This is a genomic window from Streptomyces sp. WAC 04229, assembly GCF_003947455.1.
GTDB lineage: Bacteria > Actinomycetota > Actinomycetes > Streptomycetales > Streptomycetaceae > Streptomyces.
On record NZ_QHJH01000021.1, the window covers coordinates 47,688 to 67,386 of the forward strand.

At 70.6% G+C, this 19,699-nt stretch carries 15 protein-coding genes; 1 reads left to right on the top strand and 14 read right to left on the bottom strand.

Annotated elements, in window-relative coordinates:
- Nucleotides 1–124: 124 nt before the first annotated feature.
- Nucleotides 125–3,271 carry an isoleucine--tRNA ligase gene (gene ileS / locus DMH12_RS09130; RefSeq protein ID WP_185832213.1) on the top strand — a complete coding sequence of 1,049 codons (3,147 nt, stop codon included), beginning with the start codon at nt 125–127 and terminating at the stop codon, nt 3,269–3,271.
- Between the two features lie 169 nt (nt 3,272–3,440).
- Here the strand turns inward: ileS and divIVA are convergent, their stop codons facing one another.
- From divIVA to DMH12_RS09200, 14 genes are all read right to left on the bottom strand, one after another.
- Complete coding sequence (divIVA, locus tag DMH12_RS09135; protein WP_125491050.1) at nt 3,441–4,646, bottom strand: apical growth/hyphal branching protein DivIVA; 1,206 nt, start codon at nt 4,644–4,646, stop codon at nt 3,441–3,443.
- 55 nt (nt 4,647–4,701) lie between these two features.
- Nucleotides 4,702–4,986 carry a YggT family protein gene (locus DMH12_RS09140; protein ID WP_122614930.1) on the bottom strand — a complete coding sequence of 95 codons (285 nt, stop codon included), beginning with the start codon at nt 4,984–4,986 and terminating at the stop codon, nt 4,702–4,704.
- 81 nt (nt 4,987–5,067) lie between these two features.
- The gene (locus DMH12_RS09145; RefSeq protein WP_064727422.1) at nt 5,068–5,709 is read right to left on the bottom strand and encodes a cell division protein SepF; all 642 of its coding nucleotides are present in this window, start codon (nt 5,707–5,709) and stop codon (nt 5,068–5,070) included.
- A gap of 129 nt (nt 5,710–5,838) precedes the next feature.
- The gene (locus tag DMH12_RS09150) at nt 5,839–6,558 is read right to left on the bottom strand and encodes a YggS family pyridoxal phosphate-dependent enzyme (RefSeq protein ID WP_125491051.1); all 720 of its coding nucleotides are present in this window, start codon (nt 6,556–6,558) and stop codon (nt 5,839–5,841) included.
- Between the two features lie 6 nt (nt 6,559–6,564).
- A complete protein-coding gene (pgeF, locus tag DMH12_RS09155; protein WP_125491052.1) occupies nt 6,565–7,293 on the bottom strand; it encodes a peptidoglycan editing factor PgeF in 729 nt (242 codons plus the stop codon).
- The gene (gene ftsZ, locus DMH12_RS09160) at nt 7,290–8,492 is read right to left on the bottom strand and encodes a cell division protein FtsZ (RefSeq protein ID WP_125491053.1); all 1,203 of its coding nucleotides are present in this window, start codon (nt 8,490–8,492) and stop codon (nt 7,290–7,292) included. The genes pgeF and ftsZ overlap by 4 nt, the downstream gene beginning before the upstream one ends.
- A gap of 288 nt (nt 8,493–8,780) precedes the next feature.
- The gene (ftsQ, locus tag DMH12_RS09165) at nt 8,781–9,575 is read right to left on the bottom strand and encodes a cell division protein FtsQ (protein WP_125491054.1); all 795 of its coding nucleotides are present in this window, start codon (nt 9,573–9,575) and stop codon (nt 8,781–8,783) included.
- A 61-nt stretch (nt 9,576–9,636) separates the two neighbouring features.
- A complete protein-coding gene (murG, locus tag DMH12_RS09170; RefSeq protein WP_125491055.1) occupies nt 9,637–10,731 on the bottom strand; it encodes an undecaprenyldiphospho-muramoylpentapeptide beta-N-acetylglucosaminyltransferase in 1,095 nt (364 codons plus the stop codon).
- A gap of 6 nt (nt 10,732–10,737) precedes the next feature.
- Entirely contained in the window at nt 10,738–12,108 is a 1,371-nt protein-coding gene (ftsW, locus tag DMH12_RS09175) for a putative lipid II flippase FtsW (protein ID WP_125491056.1), read from the bottom strand.
- Between the two features lie 76 nt (nt 12,109–12,184).
- Nucleotides 12,185–13,591 carry a UDP-N-acetylmuramoyl-L-alanine--D-glutamate ligase gene (gene murD, locus DMH12_RS09180; protein ID WP_125491067.1) on the bottom strand — a complete coding sequence of 469 codons (1,407 nt, stop codon included), beginning with the start codon at nt 13,589–13,591 and terminating at the stop codon, nt 12,185–12,187.
- Nucleotides 13,592–13,602: 11 nt separating this feature from the next.
- On the bottom strand, nt 13,603–14,694 hold the full coding sequence (mraY, locus tag DMH12_RS09185; protein ID WP_125491066.1) for a phospho-N-acetylmuramoyl-pentapeptide-transferase: 1,092 nt from the start codon (nt 14,692–14,694) through the stop codon (nt 13,603–13,605).
- Complete coding sequence (gene murF, locus DMH12_RS09190) at nt 14,694–16,109, bottom strand: UDP-N-acetylmuramoyl-tripeptide--D-alanyl-D-alanine ligase (protein WP_125491057.1); 1,416 nt, start codon at nt 16,107–16,109, stop codon at nt 14,694–14,696. The genes mraY and murF overlap by 1 nt, the downstream gene beginning before the upstream one ends.
- Before the next feature lie 36 nt (nt 16,110–16,145).
- On the bottom strand, nt 16,146–17,666 hold the full coding sequence (locus DMH12_RS09195) for a UDP-N-acetylmuramoyl-L-alanyl-D-glutamate--2,6-diaminopimelate ligase (RefSeq protein ID WP_125491058.1): 1,521 nt from the start codon (nt 17,664–17,666) through the stop codon (nt 16,146–16,148).
- 195 nt (nt 17,667–17,861) lie between these two features.
- A partial coding sequence (locus tag DMH12_RS09200; protein WP_260474148.1) for a penicillin-binding protein 2 occupies nt 17,862–19,699 on the bottom strand: 1,838 nt, incomplete at its 5' end.

Sequence of the window (19,699 nt, forward strand, 5' to 3'; positions counted from 1 at the left end):
CGCGACCCCAATGAGGGGGCTGTCCGGCGCACACGACGCACCGGGGAGCCAAGGAGGGTGGTACCGCGGGAGCACGGCTCTCGTCCCTCCGACGGAAGGCAGCACGTCCGCCGGAGGAAGCTCGTTGAATACGCAGCCGCAGTACCGCCAGGTGCCCGCCCAGGTCGACCTGCCCGCGCTCGAACACGCGGTGCTCGACTTCTGGCGCGAGCAGAAGATCTTCGCCAAGAGCCTGGAGCAGTCCGAGGGCCGCCCCGAGTGGGTGTTCTACGAGGGCCCGCCCACCGCCAACGGCATGCCCGGCGCCCACCACATCGAGGCACGCGTCTTCAAGGACGTCTTCCCCCGGTTCCGCACCATGCGCGGCTACCACGTGGGCCGCAAGGCCGGCTGGGACTGCCACGGCCTCCCGGTGGAGCTGGCGGTGGAGAAGGAGCTGGGCTTCTCCGGCAAGCAGGACATCGAGGCGTACGGCATCGCCGAGTTCAACGCCAAGTGCCGCGAATCGGTGACCCGCCACACCGACGCCTTCGAGGAGCTCACGACCCGCATGGGTTACTGGGCCGACCTCCAGGACCCGTACCGCACGATGGATCCCGAGTACATCGAGTCCGTCTGGTGGTCGCTGAAGGAGATCTTCAACAAGGGCCTGCTGGTCCAGGACCACCGCGTCGCCCCCTGGTGCCCCCGCTGCGGCACCGGCCTGTCCGACCACGAGCTGGCGCAGGGCTACGAGACGGTCGTCGACCCGTCCGTCTACGTCCGCTTCCCGCTCACCTCCGGCCCGCTGGCCGGCGAGGCCGCCCTCCTGGTGTGGACGACCACACCCTGGACGCTGGTCTCGAACACCGCCGTGGCCGCGCACCCGGACGTCACCTACGTCGTCGCCACGAACGGCGAGGAGCGGGTCGTCGTCGCCGAGCCCCTGGTCGCCAAGGCGCTCGGCGAGGGCTGGGAGACCACCGGGCAGTCCTTCACCGGCGCCCAGATGGAGCGCTGGACGTACCAGCGCCCCTTCGAGCTGGTCGAGTTCCCCGAGCCGGCGCACTACGTCGTCAACGCCGACTACGTCACCACCGAGGACGGCACCGGTCTCGTCCACCAGTCCCCCGCCTTCGGTGAGGACGACCTCAAGGTCTGCCGCGCCTACGGCCTGCCGGTGGTCAATCCGGTCCGCCCCGACGGCACCTTCGAGGAGGACGTCCCGCTGGTCGGCGGCGTCTTCTTCAAGAAGGCCGACGAGAAGCTGACCGAGGACCTGGACAGCCGGGGCCTGCTCTTCCGCCACATCCCGTACGAGCACAGCTACCCGCACTGCTGGCGCTGCCACACCGCGCTGCTGTACTACGCGCAGCCCTCCTGGTACATCCGCACCACGGAGATCAAGGACCGCCTCCTGGAGGAGAACGAGCGGACCAACTGGTTCCCGGACTCCGTCAAGCACGGCCGCTACGGCGACTGGCTGAACAACAACATCGACTGGGCGCTCTCCCGCAACCGCTACTGGGGCACCCCGCTGCCCGTCTGGCGCTGCGAGGACGACCACCTCACCTGCGTGGGCTCGCGCGCCGAGCTGACCGAGCTGACCGGTGCCGACCAGTCCGGCCTCGACCCGCACCGCCCGTACATCGACGACGTCACCTTCGCGTGCCCGCAGGGCGGGTGCGGGAAGACGGCCACCCGCGTGCCCGAGGTCATCGACGCCTGGTACGACTCGGGTTCCATGCCGTTCGCGCAGTGGGGCTACCCGTACAAGAACAAGGAACTGTTCGAGTCCCGCTACCCGGCGCAGTTCATCAGCGAGGCCATCGACCAGACCCGCGGCTGGTTCTACACGCTGATGGCGGTCGGCACCCTGGTCTTCGACAAGTCCTCCTACGAGAACGTCGTCTGCCTCGGCCATATCCTCGCCGAGGACGGCCGCAAGATGTCCAAGCACCTGGGCAACATCCTCCAGCCGATCCCGCTGATGGACCAGCACGGCGCCGACGCGGTCCGCTGGTTCATGGCGGCCGGCGGCTCCCCCTGGGCGGCCCGCCGGGTCGGCCACGGCACGATCCAGGAGGTCGTCCGCAAGACGCTCCTCACCTACTGGAACACGGTCGCCTTCCAGGCCCTGTACGCCCGCACCTCGGGCTGGGCGCCGAGCGAGGCCGACCCGGCCCCGGCGGACCGCCCGGTCCTGGACCGCTGGCTCCTCTCCGAGCTGCACGCGCTGACCGACCAGGTCACCCAGGCGCTGGACGCGTACGACACCCAGCGCGCCGGCAAGCTGCTGTCCGCGTTCGTCGACGACCTGTCCAACTGGTACGTCCGCCGCTCCCGCCGCCGCTTCTGGCAGGGCGACAAGGCCGCGCTGCGCACGCTGCACGAGGTCGTCGAGACGGTGACCAGGCTGATGGCGCCGCTGACCCCCTTCATCACCGAACGGGTCTGGCAGGACCTGGTCGTGTCCGTCGACCCGGGCGCCCCGGAGTCGGTCCACCTGTCCTCCTGGCCGGAGGCAGACCTCTCGGCGATCGACCCCGAGCTGTCCAGGCAGATGGTCCTGGTCCGCCGCCTGGTCGAGCTGGGCCGCGCCACCCGCGCGGAGTCGGGCGTCAAGACCCGGCAGCCGCTCAGCCGTGCGCTGATCGCGGGCGCGGGCTTCGACACGCTCTCCCCCGAGCTGCACACCCAGATCACGGAGGAGCTGAACGTCGAGTCGCTCGCATCGCTGAGCGAGGTCGGCGGCTCCCTGGTCGACACGACCGCCAAGGCCAACTTCCGGGCGCTGGGCAAGCGGTTCGGCAAGCGGGTCCAGGACGTGGCGAAGGCCGTCGCGGCGGCGGACGCGGCCGCCCTCTCCCTCGCCCTGCGCGAGGGCACGGCCTCGGTCGAGGTCGACGGCGAGACCGTCACCCTCGCCCCCGACGAGGTGATCATCACCGAGACGCCCCGCGAGGGCTGGTCGGTCGCCTCCGACGCGGGTGCGACGGTGGCGCTCGACCTGGAGCTCACGGAGGAGCTGCGCCGCGCGGGCCTCGCCCGGGACGCCATCCGCCTGATCCAGGAGGCCCGCAAGAACAGCGGCCTCGACGTCGCCGACCGGATCGCCCTGCGCTGGACGGCCACCGACCCGGCGACGATCGCCGCGCTTACCGGCCACTCGGGGCTGATCGCCGACGAGGTCCTCGCCACGGACTTCGCCCAGGGCGAGGCGGACGACACGTACGGGACGCCGTTCACGGACGAGGGCCTGTCCCTGACGTTCCGCCTGCGCAAGCAGTAGCAAGGAGAACGACGAGGGCCCGCCTCCCCTGCCGGGGAGGCGGGCCCTCGTCGTCGTACCGCTGGACGGCATCAGGCGAAAGGGCGGGCCCCGGGTCAGAAACCCGGGGCCCGCCCTGAACGCTGCCGACTGCTACGCCGTACTACCTACCGGACGTCGGTGCGCCGGCTCAGTTGTCGTCCTCGTCGATCAGGAACCCGCGCATCGGCGAGGGCGCCTGACCCATCGGCGACGGGCCCTGCGGCCGCACCGGCGCCATCGGCTGGGTCATCGCCGGCGACATCTGCTGCTGGCCGCCGCCGTAGGACGGACCGGACTGGCCCGGCCCACCGCCCATCGACTGGTTGCCGCCGTAGGACGGCGCACTCGCGCCGGCCGGTGCCATCGAGGGCGCCGGGGACGGCGGCAGAGAGGCCGTCGCGGGCGTACGCGGCGGGGCGAGCGAGTCGTCCGCCTGGGTCTCCAGCTGACGCAGCTGCGACTCCAGGTACGACTTCAGTCGCGTCCGGTACTCGCGCTCGAAGCCGCGCAGGTCCTCGACCTTGCGCTCCAGCGTGGCGCGTGCGGACTCCAGGGAGCCCATCGCGACACGGTGCTTCTCCTGCGCGTCCCGCTCCAGGGCGTCGGCCTTGGCACGAGCGTCCCGCTCCAGGCCCTCGGCACGCGAACGCGCCTCGCCGACGATCTTGTTGGCCTCGGAACGGGCCTCGGCGATCGCCTGGTCGGCGGTCTGCTGGGCCAGCGACAGCACCCGGGCGGCGCTGTCGCCACCGGGGCCACCCTGGCCGGGCATGCCGGGGCCACCGGGGCCCTGCGGGCCGCCCATGGGGCCGCCCATCGGACCGGGACCCATCTGGCCCTGCATCGGACCCGGGCCCTGGCCCATCGGCCCGGGACCCTGACCCATCGGGCCGGGGCCCTGCGGGCCACCCTGTCCGCCGGGGCCGGCGGGCAGCTGCGGGGCACCGCTCGGCAGCTGGGGCGGGCCACCCATGGGGCCACCCATCTGCTGCTGCGGCGGGCCCGATATGCCGGCGGGCACCGGAGCGCCGGGACCTCGCATGCCCTGCTGGGGCATACCGCCCTGCTGCGGCATCCCACCCTGCTGGGGCATGCCGCCCTGCTGCGGTGGGTGCTGCCCGTGCTGCTGGTCCTGCGGGGGTTCCGGAGGCTTGCGCATGTTCTGCTGGTTCTGCGCGGCCGCACGCGTCGCCGCGGCCAGCTTGGCGCGCAGGTCCTCGTTCTCGCGCAGCAGGCGGGTCAGTTCGGCTTCGACCTCATCGAGGAAGGCATCGACCTCGTCCTCGTCATAGCCTTCTCGGAGGCGGACGGTCGTGAACTGCTTGTTCCGCACGTCCTCGGGGGTCAACGGCATCTCTTCACCTCAACGTTGTCGTCGGCATTCGGCAAGCCCGTATCTCTCTCATCGTTCACAGCCGGCTCACGATGTGGATCAGGATGTAGACGATGATCATCAGTACGAAGAAGGACAGGTCGAGCGCCACGCCCCCGAGACGCAGCGGCGGGATGAACCGCCGCAGAAGCTTCAACGGTGGATCGGTGACAGTGTAGGTGGCCTCCAGAACGACCACCATCGCCTTGCCGGGTTGCCACGAGCGGGCGAACTGGAAGACGTAGTCCATGACCAACCGGAAGATGAGCACGATGAGGAAGCACATCAGCGCGATGTAGACGACATCCAGGACCACGCTCATGACTGGTGCTTCCCTCTCCCCTGAACCATCTCTCGGAACCGTCCTCGGATCCGTGCTCTTGCTCTGTACCGGTGGTGCGTCTCAGCTCTGGTTGAAGAACCCGCCCTCTGCGATGCGGGCCTTGTCCTCCGCCGTGACATCGACGTTAGCAGGAGACAGCAGGAACACCTTCTGCGTCACCCGCTCGATACTGCCGTGAAGACCAAACACCAAACCAGCCGCAAAGTCGACAAGTCGCTTCGCATCTGTGTCATCCATCTCAGTGAGATTCATGATCACCGGAGTGCCCTCACGGAAGTGTTCCCCGATGGTACGGGCCTCGTTGTACGTCCGGGGGTGAAGCGTGGTGATGCGGTAGGGCTCTCGTTCGGACACGACCTTGGGCATGATGACCGGTGCGCTCTTTTCCAGGCTTGCGCGTTCTTGTGTGATGGACGCCACGGGCGCGATCCGCGCCGGGCGCCCGGATTCCGCCGCGAGCGAAGTGGCACGGGGCATCGGCTCGCGCTGCGCGGGCGGTTGCACGACTCGTACCTCTTCGTCCCTTTGGGGCTGATGTGAACCGTGCGACTGATGTGCCGGTTCGTGTCGCCGGTGGTCCCGCTCGGGCTCCGGGTCCAGTTCCGGTTCGAAGTCGTCGTCGGGGTCGAACCCCCGGCCGTCGTAACCATCGTCCTCCACGAGGCCGAGGTAGACCGCCATCTTGCGCATCGCGCCGGCCATGCTCTGAGTCCTCCGCTCTGTGGTGGATCGGCTGACGACTGCCAAGTGCCTGCGATCCACGAGGTCGTTGCGTCCGCCTTTCGGCGGTAATGACCATATTTTCTGCTGTGGTCCGACTTCTTGGCGACGTTACCCGAGCCTGGGGCGGACTCCGAGTACCGCAGTGCCGACGCGTACATGTGTCGCTCCGGCGGCCACGGCCTGTTCGAGGTCCGCACTCATGCCTGCGGAGACCATGTTCGCAGTCGGATGGGCTCGGCGCACGCAGGTCGACAAATCCATGAGGCGCTCGAACGCCGCCTGTTGGCGGCCCGCGTACTCGCCGGTGAGCGGGGCCACCGTCATCAGCCCGTCGAGCCGCAGCCCCTCGGCCCCCGCGACGAGGTCGGCCAACTCCTCGACCCCGGCGGGCGAGACGCCGCCGCGCTCACCGCGCTCGCTCTCCCCCGCGTCGAGCGCCACCTGGAGGAGGCAGCCCACCTCGCGGCCGGCCCGCACGGCCTCCTTCGACAGGGCCGTGACGAGCCGGGCCCGGTCGATGGACTGCACCACATCCGCGTACCCGACCACGGAACGCACCTTGTTGGTCTGCAACTGGCCGACGAAATGCCAGGAAAGCGGCAGATCCGCACAGGAGGCGGCCTTCGGTGCCGCGTCCTGGTCGCGGTTCTCGGCGACGTGCCGCACACCGAGTCCGGAGAGAATGCGCACATCGTCCGCCGGATAGGTCTTGGTGACCACGATGAGGGTGACCTCGTCGCGTGGGCGGCCGGCGGCCGCACAGGCGGCGCCGATACGCTCCTCCACTTTCGCCAGATTGGCGGCGATTTCGTGCTTACGGTCCGTCATGCCCCATCAGTCCAGCCAGACATAGCTCGCGAGCCGCCCGGTGGTGCGGTCGCGTCGGTACGAGAAGTGGTCCCGCGACTCCCGGGTGCACACCGGCGACCCCACCAGGTCGCGCACCCCCAGCCGTTCGAGCTGCGCGTGCACGCCCGCGGCCACGTCGACCGCCGGGGTGCCCCAGCTCGTCTCGGCGTGCGCGGCCGGCTCGGCGGCGGCCACCTCGGCCCGCATCTCCTCGGGCACCTCGTAGCACCGGCCGCACACGGCGGGTCCGGTACGGGCGACGATCCGGGCGGGGTCCGCGCCGAGTCCGGCCATCGCCCTTACGGCCGCGGGGACGACCCCGGCGACCAGGCCGGGGCGGCCCGCGTGGGCCGCGGCGGCCACACCGGCGACCGAATCGGCGAGCAGGACGGGCACGCAGTCGGCGGTGAGGACGGCGAGGGCGAGACCGCGTTCGGCGGTGACGACCGCGTCGACCCGCGGGACCGGGCCCTGACCCCAGGGACCGTCGACGACGGCGACGTCGGCGCCGTGCACCTGGTTCATCCAGACCACCCGGTCCGGGTCCACGCCCAGCGACTTGGCGGCCAGCTCCCGGTTGGCCGTGACGGCGCCGGGGTCGTCGCCCACCGCGCCGCCGAGATTGAGCTCCTCGTACGGAACGGCGCTCACTCCGCCCCACCGGTCGGTGAAGCCGAAGTGCGCGCCGTTCACGGTGGAGCGCTGTCCTATCACTTCAGGAAGTCCGGTACGTCCAGTTCCTCGGCCGCGCTGTCCGAGTAGGTCCGCGACGGCGGGACCGGCGGCGGGGAGACCTGCGGCAGGTCGGCGACCGGCTCGGGCGCGGGCGCCTGCTCCGGCTCCTCCTTCGGCTTGACGCTGCCGAGCGAACCGAAGGACGGACGGCTGTCGGTCTGCCGTGCCGGGGTGGGCTCCTCGCGCTTGGCCGAGGAGGAGCCGAGGACGTTGTCCCGCTTGGACGGCGGCTGGCCCCCGTCGAAGCCGGCCGCGATCACGGTGACCCGCACCTCGTCGCCGAGCGCGTCGTCGATGACCGCGCCGAAGATGATGTTGGCCTCGGGGTGGGCGGCCTCGCTGACCAGCTGGGCGGCCTCGTTGATCTCGAACAGGCCGAGGTCGGAACCGCCGGAGATGGAGAGCAGGACGCCGCGGGCGCCGTCGATGGACGCCTCCAGGAGCGGCGAGGAGATCGCCATCTCGGCGGCGGCCACCGCGCGGTCGTCGCCGCGGGCCGAGCCGATGCCCATGAGGGCGGAGCCGGCCTCGGACATGACCGACTTGACGTCGGCGAAGTCGAGGTTGATCAGGCCGGGCGTGGTGATCAGGTCGGTGATGCCCTGCACACCGGAGAGCAGCACCTGGTCGGCGGACTTGAACGCGTCGAGCACGCTGACCTGGCGGTCCGAGATGGACAGCAGCCGGTCGTTGGGGATGACGATGAGGGTGTCGACCTCTTCGCGGAGTTCGGCGATGCCGTCCTCGGCCTGGTTGGCCCGGCGCCGTCCCTCGAAGGTGAAGGGGCGGGTGACCACGCCGATGGTGAGGGCGCCCAGCGAGCGGGCGATGTTGGCCACGACGGGCGCGCCGCCGGTGCCGGTGCCGCCGCCTTCTCCGGCTGTCACGAAGACCATGTCGGCCCCCTTGAGGACCTCCTCGATCTCCTCGCGGTGGTCCTCGGCGGCCTTGCGGCCGACGGCCGGGTTGGCTCCGGCACCGAGTCCGCGGGTGAGTTCGCGGCCGACGTCGAGCTTGACGTCGGCGTCGCTCATCAACAGCGCCTGCGCGTCGGTGTTGATGGCGATGAACTCGACGCCCTTGAGACCGACCTCGATCATCCGGTTGATGGCATTGACACCACCGCCGCCGACACCGATGACTTTGATGACTGCGAGGTAGTTCTGCGGTGCTGCCACGTCGAAGGCCTCTCGCCTCGAGTTACGTGTCGCCCGGCCACCGAAGCACTGATGCCCCCGCGACCCGACGACTGATGCCGATTGGGACGGTCCGTAGTGCCGACCCGAACCCTAACGCTGAAGTTTAGGGTTACCAGTGTGTCTGTTCCTTGGAGTCTTCTGAACAGGACACTAAGTCGACAAGTGGCGCACGTTCAACGAACACGCCGAACCTCCCGTTTTTCTTTTCACCCTATGTGATCAGCCGTAGCGCTGCCCAGCCAGGGTGCTGGCCTGCACGGATACCCGTCAACTCGCCGATGACGCGGGGGCGGTGGGAACACTCACGTCGAAGTGGCGCGCCTTGGGCGTCGCTTTCATCAGCGCGGTGAGCGCACGGGCTTTGTCCGGACCCTGTTCGCCGCTCCCCCACGCCACGGTCCGCTCGCCGCTCAACTCCAGTGAGATGTCGTCGTAGGAACGGACCTTGACGAGGCGTGCGTCCCGGGCGACCGCGTCCGGGAGACGGCCCGCCACCCGCACCGCCTCCCGCACCAGGCGGTCGTCGCCGAAGCGGCGCAGACTCGGCCCGGCCGAACCGGAACGGTCGGGCTCCAATTCCAGTGCCGGCACGCCTTTGGGCGCTCGGGAAACCGTGGCGAATCGGACGCCTTCATCGTCCACTTCCACGAAGTTCTTACCCTTTTGGACAATCAGAACCGGGGTGCGCTCCGTCACTTTCAGTCCGATTCCGTGCGGCCAGGAACGCTCGACGTCGACCTCGTCAATGCGGGGCAATTTCCGGCGCAGTCGCGCCTCGACCGCCTCGGTGTCGACGGAGACCAGCGGTTCACCGACGGGCACGTCGGCGGCCTCGCGCACCTGCGCGGGGGTGAGAACCCGCGTTCCGGAGACCGACACACCGTCCACGCGGGTCCAGTTCGAGCCGTAGAGCACCCAGACGGCGCCGCCCGCGACAAGGGCGAGAGAGACGGTCGTGATGATGATCGTACGAAGACGAGGCGGGCCGAACCGGCGCGCGCGGGGCGGGCCGGACGACTCCTGCTGGGCTTCCCCGCGCTCGGCGGTGGTCGGTCCGGCCACGCTCCCTGCCTTCCGTCAGTCTTGGGGCCTGTCCAGCGGATCATGCCGCAGACGCGGGGTCCTAGCGGTGGGCACGGGCGGCGATCGCCTCGTACACCATGCCGACGAGCAGGTCGTCGGCGTCCCGGCGGCCGAACTCGGCGGCGGCGCGGGACATCTCGTACAGCCGGTGCGGGTCGGCCAGCACCGGCAGGACGTTCTGCTGGACCCACTCGGGCGTCAGTTCCGCGTCGTCGACCAGCAGTCCGCCGCCGGCCTTGACCACCGGCTGGGCGTTGAGCCGCTGTTCGCCGTTGCCGATGGGCAGCGGGACGTAGGCGGCCGGGAGCCCGACGGCGGAGAGTTCGGCGACGGTCATCGCGCCCGCGCGGCAGAGCATCATGTCGGCGGCGGCGTACGCGAGGTCCATCCGGTCCAGATAACTTACCGGGATGTACGGGGGCATCCCCGGCATCTGGTGGACCTGCGGCAGTTCGTTCTTGGGGCCGACCGCGTGCAGGATCTGGATGCCGGCCTGCTGGAGCCAGGGCGCGACCTGCTGGGTCACCTCGTTGAGGCGGCGGGCGCCCTGCGAGCCGCCGGTGACCAGCAGGGTCGGCAGGTTGGGGTCGAGCCCGAACGCCGCGCGGGCCCCGGGGCGGGCGGCGGCCCGGTCCAGGGTGGCGATGGAGCGGCGCAGCGGGATGCCGATGTAGCGGGCGTTGCGCAGTTTGCTGTCGGGGGTGGAGACGGCGACCTGGCTGGCATAGCGCGAGCCGATCTTGTTGGCCAGTCCGGGCCGGGCGTTGGCCTCGTGCACGACGATCGGCACGCCGAGCCGCTTGGCCGCGAGGTAGGCGGGCAGAGCGACGTAACCGCCGAAGCCGGCCACGGCGTCCGCCTTGGTGCGCTCAAGGATCTGCTCGGTCGCCTTGATCGTCCCGCGCAGCCGGCCCGGGACGGTGATCAGCTCCGGGGTGGGCTTGCGCGGCAGCGGTACGGCCGGGATCAGCGCCAGCTCGTAACCCCGCTCGGGCACCAGGCGGGTCTCCAGTCCGCGTTCCGTGCCCAGGGCCGTGATCCCCACGGTCGGATCCTGCCTGCGCAGGGCGTCCGCGAGGGCGAGCGCGGGCTCGATGTGGCCCGCGGTTCCTCCGCCGGCGAGTACGACATGCACCGAAATTCACCGCTCTCCGGACGAACGTGCCGCCGAGGCACGCCGTCGCATCGTGTTCCAACTCCGGGGGCTCCGCTTGGTTCCGGGACCCCTGGCCCCCCGCTTTCTACCAAAGCGAGGTTGCCGCAACGCAAGCGCCGCCCGCGCACCGGGTTCGTCACGCGCGAAGGCGATCAGCAGTCCGATGGCGAACATGGTCGGCAACAGGGCGGAACCGCCGTAGGAGAACAGCGGGAGCGGGACACCGGCGATCGGCAGCAGCCCGAGGACCGCACCGATGTTGATCACGGCCTGGGCCGTGATCCAGGTGGTCACGCCTCCCGCGGCATACCTCACGAACGGGTCCTCCGTGCGTCCGGCCACGCGGATACCCGCATAGCCTAGAGCCGCGAAGAGGGCGAGCACCGACAGCGTCCCCGCAAGGCCCAGTTCCTCACCGGTGACGGCGAAGATGAAGTCGGTGTGGGCCTCGGGGAGTTGGCCCCATTTCTCCACACTGGCACCGAGCCCGGAGCCGAACAGCCCGCCCGATGCAAGGGCGTAGATGCCGTGCACGGCCTGCCAGCAGGAGTCTCCGGGGCCCGGGTCGGTGGCACCGAGGCAGTTGAGCCGGGCCATGCGGTTGGGGCTGGTCTTGATGAGGATGAAGCCGAGCAGCGCGGCGATGGACAGCACGCCGGCGAAGAGCCGGGTGGGCGCGCCCGCCAGCCAGAGCAGCCCGAACAGGATCGCCGTCAGGATGATCGCCGTGCCCATGTCGCCGCCGATCATGATCAGCCCGAGCAGCATGAACGCGGCCGGGGCCAGCGGCACCAGCATGTGCTTCCACTGGGTCAGCAGCCTCTTGTCCTGCTTGCGGGCCAGCAGATCCGCACCCCAGAGCACCAGGGCCAGCTTGCCGAACTCGCTGGGCTGGATCTGGAAGGAGCCGCCGAGGGCGATCCAGTTCTGGTTGCCGTTGACCGCGACTCCTATCCCCGGCACCTGCACCAGGATCATCAGGAAGACGGCGCCGGCGAGGATCGGGTAGGCCAGCGCGCGGTGCAGCTTCACCGGCATCCGCATGGCGGCCACGAGGAGTCCGGCGCCGATCAGGGCGGCCAGGGCCTGCTTTCGGAAGAAGTACGAGCCGGGCAGCGACAGCTGGAGCGCGGTGACCTGGGAGGCCGAGTAGACCATCACCAGACCGAGCACGGTGATCAGCGCGCTCCCGCCGCAGATCAGGTAGTACGCGGTCAGCGGCCGGTCCCAGGCGCGGCGCAGGCGCAGGTACAGGCGGAGCACCGGGTTCTCGTGCTGCGGCCCCGGCGTCACGGGCCGCTTGACGGCCCGCTGTACGGGCGGACGTCCGGTACGGCTCTGGGGACTACCGGGCATCGCTGCCTCCGCTGTACGTCGGCATGGACCGTCCCACGCGTCCTCCCGAGGTCACCCGGCGCAGGAGGCGGCCGGGTCAGGCGCCGAGTTCGCGAACGGCCTCCGCGAACGCGTCGCCGCGCTTGTTGTAGTTGGTGAACATGTCCATGGAGGCACAGGCCGGGGCCAGCAGGACCGTGTCGCCGGGCCGGGCGAGTCGCTGGGCTTCCTGGACGGCCTGGAGCATCGCCCCAGTGTCGGTCCGGTCGAGGTCGACCACGGGTACTTCGGGGGCGTGTCGCGCCAGGGCTTCGCGGATCAGGGCGCGGTCCGCACCGATGAGGACCGCCCCGCGCAGCCGCTTGGCCGCGCCCGTGACCAGTTCGTCGAAGGTCGCGCCCTTGGCCAGCCCGCCGGCGATCCAGACGATCGACTCGTACGCCGCCAAGGACGCCTCGGCGGCGTGGGTGTTGGTGGCCTTGGAGTCGTCCACGTACGCGACCCCGTCGACGTCGGCGACGTGCGCGATGCGGTGGGCGTCCGGCGTGAAGGCCCGCAGCCCGTCCCGTACGGCCGCGGCGGAGACGCCGAAGGCGCGGGCGAGGCCGGCGGCGGCCAGGGCGTTGGCGATGTTGTGCGGGGCCGGCGGGTCGACGTCCGAGACCTCGGCCAGTTCCTGGGCGTTCTTCTGCCGGTCCTCGACGAAGGCGCGGTCCACCAGGATGCCGTCGACGACGCCGAGTTGGGAGGGGGCCGGGGAGCCGAGGGTGAAGCCGACGGCCCGGCAGCCCTCCTCGACGTCGGCCTCGCGGACCAGGTCCTCGGTCGCCTTTTCGGCGACGTTGTAGACGCAGGCGACGCGGTTGCCCTCGTAGATCCGGCCCTTGTCGGCGGCGTAGGCCTCCATGGAGCCGTGCCAGTCGAGGTGGTCGGGGGCGAGGTTGAGCACGACGGCCGAGTGGGCGCGCAGGGAGGGCGCCCAGTGGAGCTGGTAGCTGGACAGCTCCACGGCCAGGACGTCGTACTCCTCGTCGCCGGTGACCGCGTCCAGCAGGGAGACGCCGATGTTGCCGACGGCGGCGGTGCGCAGGCCGGCCGCCTTCAGGATCGACGCCAGCATCTGGACGGTGGTGGTCTTGCCGTTGGTGCCGGTGACCGCGAGCCAGGGGGCGGCCTCGGGGCGGCGCAGGCGCCAGGCCAGTTCGACGTCGCCCCAGACGGGGACGCCGGCCTCGTGGGCCGCGGTGAACAGCGGCTTGTCCGGCTTCCAGCCGGGCGCGGTGACGATCAGCTCGGTGCCCTCGGGCAGGGTCGCTCCGTCGCCGAGGCGCACGGTGACGCCGAGCGCCTCCAGCTCCGCCGCCTGCGCCCGCGCGCGCTCGTCGTCGCCGTCGTTGACGACGGTGACGCGCGCGCCGAGCCCGTGCAGGACCTTGGCGGCCGGGACGCCGGAGACACCGAGGCCGGCGACGGTGACGTGCTTGCCCTGGAAGTCGAAAGGCACCGAGGAGTCGGTCACTTGTCCGCTGCCCATCCCGCGTAGAAGAGGCCCAGTCCGACGATCACACAGATGCCCTGGATGATCCAGAAACGGACCACCACAAGGACCTCGGACCAGCCTTTGAGTTCGAAGTGGTGCTGGAGTGGCGCCATCCGGAAGACCCGCTTGCCGGTCAGCCGGAAGGAGCCGACCTGGATGACCACCGACATGGTGATCAGGACGAACAGGCCGCCGAGGATGGCCATCAGCAGCTCGGTGCGCGAGCAGATCGCCAGACCCGCGAGCACACCGCCGAGTGCGAGCGAACCGGTGTCGCCCATGAAGATCTTGGCCGGCGAGGTGTTCCACCACAGGAAGCCGAGGCAGGCGCCCATCAGCGCGGACGCGACCACGGCGAGGTCGAGGGGGTCTCTCACCTCGTAGCAGGCGCCCGGGTTGGTCAGGGTCAGCGCGTTGGCGCAGGACTCCTGGAACTGCCAGACGCCGATGAAGGTGTAGGCACCGAAGACCAGGACGGAGGCGCCGGTGGCCAGGCCGTCCAGGCCGTCGGTCAGGTTCACGCCGTTCGACATGGCGAGGATCATGAACAGCGCCCAGATGACGAACAGCACCGGGCCGATCGACCAGCCGAAGTCGGTGATGAACGACAGCTTGGTCGAGGCCGGGGTGTTGCCGCGGTTGTCCGCGAACTGCAGCGAGAGCACCGCGAAGCCGATGCCGACGATCAGCTGGCCGGCCATCTTCGCCTTGGCCCGCAGGCCCAGCGACCGCCTCTTGACGATCTTGATGTAGTCGTCGAGGAAGCCGACCAGGCCCATGCCCACCATCAGACCGAGCACCAGCAGACCCGAGAAGGTCGGTCCCGCGTCGGTGTCGGGGTCCAGGTAGCTGGTGATCACCTTGGCCAGGAAGTAGGCGGCGACCGTGGCGAGGATGAAGGCGATACCGCCCATCGTCGGCGTACCGCGCTTGCTGGCGTGCTCGCGCGGTCCGTCGTCGCGGATGTACTGGCCGTAGCCCTTGCGGGCCAGGAGCTTGATCAGCAGCGGGGTGCCGACCAGCGTCAGGAAGAGGCCGATGACGCCCGCGAACAGGATCTGCTTCATCATCGGGCGGCAACCTCACCCTCGGCGCCGGTCTCGAGCAGCGCCGCGGCGACACTCTCCAGCCCCACCGAACGGGACGCCTTCACGAGCACGACGTCCCCCGGGCGCAACTCGCTGCGCAACAGGTCGACCGCCGCCTGTGCGTCGGACACGTGCACCGACTCCTCACCCCACGAACCCTCGTTATATGCGCCCAGTTGCAGCCATTGGGCTTCCCTGCCCCCGACCGCGACGAGCTTGCTGACGTTGAGCCGGACGGCGAGCCGCCCGACCGCGTCGTGCTCGGCGAGCGCCTCGTCCCCGAGCTCGGCCATCTTGCCGAGCACCGCCCACGTACGGCGCCCCTTGCCGATGGCCACCAGCGCGCGCAGCGCGGCTTTCATGGACTCGGGGTTCGCGTTGTAGGCGTCGTTGACGACCGTCACGCCGTCCGGGCGCTCGGTGACCTCCATCCGCCAGCGGGAGAGGGAGTCCGCTTCGGAGAGCGCGGTGGCGATCTCGTCTGCGGACATGCCCAACTCGTGGGCGACGGCGGCCGCGGCGAGCGCGTTCGACACGTGGTGCTCACCGTACAGGCGCATGGTCACATCGCTTGCACCGGAGGGTGTGTGAAGCCTGAACGAAGGCTGTCCGGTGTCCGTGAGTCGCACGTTCTCGGCGCGAACGTCCGCTTCGTCGGACTCTCCGAAAAGGATCACCTTCGCCTTCGTTCGGGAGGCCATGGCCCGTACGAGGGGGTCGTCCGCGTTGAGGATCGCGGCACCGCCCTCCTCGGCCGGCGGCAGCGCCTCGACGAGTTCGCCCTTGGCCTGGGCGATCTGCTCCCGGCCGCCGAACTCGCCGATGTGCGCGGAGCCGACGTTGAGGACGAGGCCGACCTTCGGCGGGGTCAGCTCGCAGAGGTACCGGATGTGGCCGATGCCGCGGGCGCCCATCTCCAGGACGAGGAACCTGGTCTCCTCGGTGGCGGTGAGCGCGGTGAGCGGCAGCCCGATCTCGTTGTTGAGGGAGCCGGGCGTGAAGACCGTGGGCGCCTTGCGGCGCAGCACCTGGGCGATGAGGTCCTTGGTGCTGGTCTTGCCGGCGGACCCGGTGAGGGCGACGAGCGTGGTGCCGAGGCGGCGTACGACGTGCCGGGCGAGAGCGCCGAGGGCGGCCTGGACGTCGTCCACGACGATCGCGGGCACGCCGACGGGGCGGGAGCCGAGCACGGCCGCCGCCCCCGCCTCGACGACCGCGGCGGCGAAGTCGTGGCCGTCCACCCGTTCGCCGACGAAGGCGACGAAGAGGCTGCCCGGCCCCGCTTCCCGGGAGTCCCGGACGACGGGGCCGGTGACCTGCGCGGACGCGTCCGGTATGTCGTGCATCCGCCCGCCGACGACTTCTGCGATCTCGGCGAGAGAGAGGGTGATCACAAGTTCGTCCCCTGGATCATCTGGGTCATCGGGATCTCATCCCTGGGTCTTCTTGATGGCTTCGCGCAGCACCTGGCGGTCGTCGAAGGGACGGACCACCCCGGCGATGTCCTGGCCCTGCTCGTGGCCCTTGCCCGCCACCAGGACCGTGTCGCCGGGCTCGGCCCGGGCGACGGCGGCGGCGATGGCGGCGGCCCGGTCCTCGAAGACCTGGACCTCGCCGCGCTCGTGGGCGGGCACGGAGGCCGCGCCCTGGAGCATGGTGGCGAGGATCGCGAGGGGGTCCTCGGAGCGGGGGTTGTCGGAGGTCAGTACGGCCGTGTCGGCGAACCGGGCCACGGCGGCGCCCATCGGCTCGCGCTTGGTGGTGTCCCGGTCGCCGCCGCAGCCGAGCACCGCGTGCAGCTTGCCCTCGGTCACCTTGCGCAGGGCGCGCAGGACCGACTCGACGGCGTCGGTCTTGTGGGCGTAGTCGACCACCGCGAAGTACGCCTGGCCCTCGTCCACGCGCTCCAGGCGGCCGGGCACACCGGGCACCGCGGCGACGCCGTCGGCGGCGGTCTGCGGGTCCAGGCCCGCGGCGGCGAGGGCCACGATCGCGGCGAGGGTGTTCGCCACGTTGAACGGTCCGGCCAGCGGCGACTTGGCGGTGACGCGCTCGCCCTTGGGCCCGAGCACGGTGAACGTGGAGTCCAGCGGGCCGACCTCGACCTCGTCGGCGCGCCAGTCCGCGTCGGGGTGGCCCTCGGCGGAGTAGGTGACGACCGGGACGGTGGCCTCGTTCGCGAGGCGGCGCCCGTACTCGTCGTCCACGTTGACCACGCCGAGCTTGCTGCGTGCCGGCGTGAACAGCTGCGCCTTGGCCTGGAAGTAGTCCTCCATGCCGGAGTGGAACTCCATGTGCTCCGGGCTGAGGTTGGTGAAGACCGCGATGTCGAAGACGCAGGCGTCGACGCGGCCGAGCACCAGGGCGTGGCTGGAGACCTCCATGGCGACCGCCTCGGTGCCGCGCTCGCGCATCACCGCGAACAGGGCCTGGAGGTCGGTGGCCTCGGGCGTGGTGCGCTCGGACTTGATGCGCTCGTCGCCGATGCGCATCTCGACCGTGCCGATGAGCCCGGTGGACTTCGCCGTGCGCAGACCGCCCTCGACGAGGTAGGCGGTGGTGGTCTTGCCGGAGGTGCCGGTGATGCCGATCTGGAGCAGATCGCGGCCGGGGTGGCCGTAGATCGTGGCCGCCAGCTCCCCCATCCGCGCCCGCGGGTCGTCGACGACGAGCGCGGGCAGGCCGGCGGCGGCGACGCGCTCGGCGCCGGACGGGTCGGTCAGCACGGCGACGGCGCCGAGGCCCTCGGCCTGGGTGGCGAAGTCGGCGCCGTGCAGGCGGGCACCGGGCAGGGCGGCGTACAGGTCACCGGGGCGGACGGCGCGGGAGTCGTGGGTGATGCCCGTGACTCCGGCGGTGCTGTCCGGCGCGGTGACACCCAGCTGATCGGCGAGTTCCGCGAGGGGTGTGGCGGAGATCCGCACCGGCCGGGGCGGTCCCGGGTATGTCACGGGTTGGCCCTTCTGGGTGGTTTGGGACTGATCAGGGTGTGGCACGGCGGTGAGCGTACCGGGCGTACCGGCTTCCGGGCGAAGTGAGGGCTCGGGGCTGCTCTGGTTCCCGGGGTCGGGGGTGATCGTTGTCACGGGTGGTTCCTGGTGGCTCGGTACTGAATCGACGCTGGCTCGGTACTGGCCCGACGGGGGTCAGGGCTTGAAGGTGACCGGGAGTCTCGCGGGGGCGGCCCCGGTCGGGGGGACCTGAAGGGTCTTCAGGGCGAACTCCATGACCTGCTTGTAGATGGGTCCGCAGATCTGGCCGCCGAAGTAGCTGCCCTCGGTGGCGTTCTGGATGGCGCAGTAGACGGTGACGCGAGGTTTGTCGGAGGGGGCGAACCCGGCGAACGACGAGGTGTAGCCCCGGTACTTGCCGGTGTCCGGATCCACTCGGTTGGCCGTGCCGGTCTTGCCCGCCACGCGGTAGCCGGGGATGCGGGCCTTGGTGCCGGTGCCCTCCTCGTCGTCGACGACGGACTCCAGCATCTGCGAGAGGGTCTTCGCGGTCTTCGCGCTGATCACACGGCTCTTCTCGGGCTCCGGGGACGGTGCGAAGCGTCCGTCGGCGTCCTTGGTGCCGCGTACGAGCGTGGGTTCGACGCGGACTCCGCCGTTGGCGATGGTCGAGTACACGGAGGCCGCCTGGAGCGCGTTCAGGGAGACGCCCTGGCCGAAAGGGATCGTGTACTGCTGCGACGTCGACCACTGGTCGGGCGGCGCCAGGATGCCCTTGGTCTCGCCGGGGAAGCCGAGGCCGGTGTAGCCGCCGAGGCCGAACTTGCGCAGGTAGGAGTAGAGCACCTTGTTGGCCTCGGCCTGGGTCCTGCCCAGCTCGCCGGTGGCCATGATGGTGCCGATGTTGCTGGACTTGGCGAGCACGCCGTTGAGCGTGAGGTACCAGGTCGGGTGGTCGATGTCGTCCTTGAAGAGCCGGTCGCCGCGCTTGAGGCGGTTGGGGACGGTGATGTGGGTGCCGGGGGTGGCGGCCTCCTCCTCCAGTACGGCCGCCATCGACATCACCTTGGCGGTGGAACCGGGTTCGAAGGCGTCCTGGAGGGCGGCGTTGCCCAGCGCGTTCGGGTCGGCGTTCGCGAGGTCGCCCGGGTCGAAGCCCGGCGAGTTGGCCATGGCGAGGATCTCGCCGGTGGCGGTGTCCTGGACGATGACGTAGCCGCCGTCCGCCTTGGACTTCTCCACCTGCTCGCTGATGGCGTCCTGCGCGGCCCACTGGATGTCGCGGTCGATGGTCAGCTCGACGTCGCTGCCGGGCACGGCCGGTGTCTCGGTGGAGCCGGCGGTGGGGACCTGGCGGCCGCCGGACTGCGCGTAGCGGATCTTTCCGTCCTCGCCCGCCAGCGTCTTGTCCAGCTGCCGCTCCAGGCCGCCGCCGCCCTTGCCGTCGGCGCCGACCCAGCCCAGGACGCCGGCGGCCAGGTCGCCGCCCGGGTACACGCGCTTGCTGCTGGGGTCGGCGAAGACGCCCGCGAGGGCGTTGACCACGGACTCGTCCGTCTCCGCCTTCGTGGTGAGCGCGGACTTCAGGTCCTTGATCTGGTTCCAGACCTGCGGGGTCTGCCGCCGGGCGAGGCGGACGTAGCGCAGTTCCTTGTTCTCGGGGCGCAGCCGCTCGACCAGGTCCTCCTGCTCCTGGCCGAGGATGGGCGCGAGGAGCGCCGCCGCCTGCTCGGGCCCGTCGCCGACCTTCAGCTCCTCGCGGGTGAACATCGTGGGGTCGGCGGTGATGTCGTAGGAGTCCACGGTCGTCGCGAGGGCGACGCCGTTGCGGTCGGTGATGCCGCCGCGCTCGGCGGGCAGGGTGTGGACCACGTAGCGGTTCTGCTCGGCCTTGGCGGAGTAGGTGCCGGCGTCGACGGCCTGCACCTGGAGGAGCCGTACGGTGAAGGCGGCCAGCACGAGGGTCAGCGCGAGGCCGATCATCCTGAGCCGTGGTCGGGGGCTGCCGAGCCGGATGGTGCGGGGCGCGGCGG

Bases quoted from the DNA above. Each gene is read 5' to 3' on its own strand.
- DMH12_RS09150 (WP_125491051.1), bottom strand. From the start codon at position 6,558: ATGACGGACCGTAAGCACGAAATCGCCGCCAATCTGGCGAAAGTGGAG.
- mraY (WP_125491066.1), bottom strand. From the start codon at position 14,694: ATGAAGCAGATCCTGTTCGCGGGCGTCATCGGCCTCTTCCTGACGCTG.
- ftsW (WP_125491056.1), bottom strand. From the start codon at position 12,108: ATGCCCGGTAGTCCCCAGAGCCGTACCGGACGTCCGCCCGTACAGCGG.
- divIVA (WP_125491050.1), bottom strand. From the start codon at position 4,646: ATGCCGTTGACCCCCGAGGACGTGCGGAACAAGCAGTTCACGACCGTC.
- DMH12_RS09145 (WP_064727422.1), bottom strand. From the start codon at position 5,709: ATGGCCGGCGCGATGCGCAAGATGGCGGTCTACCTCGGCCTCGTGGAG.
- DMH12_RS09140 (WP_122614930.1), bottom strand. From the start codon at position 4,986: ATGAGCGTGGTCCTGGATGTCGTCTACATCGCGCTGATGTGCTTCCTC.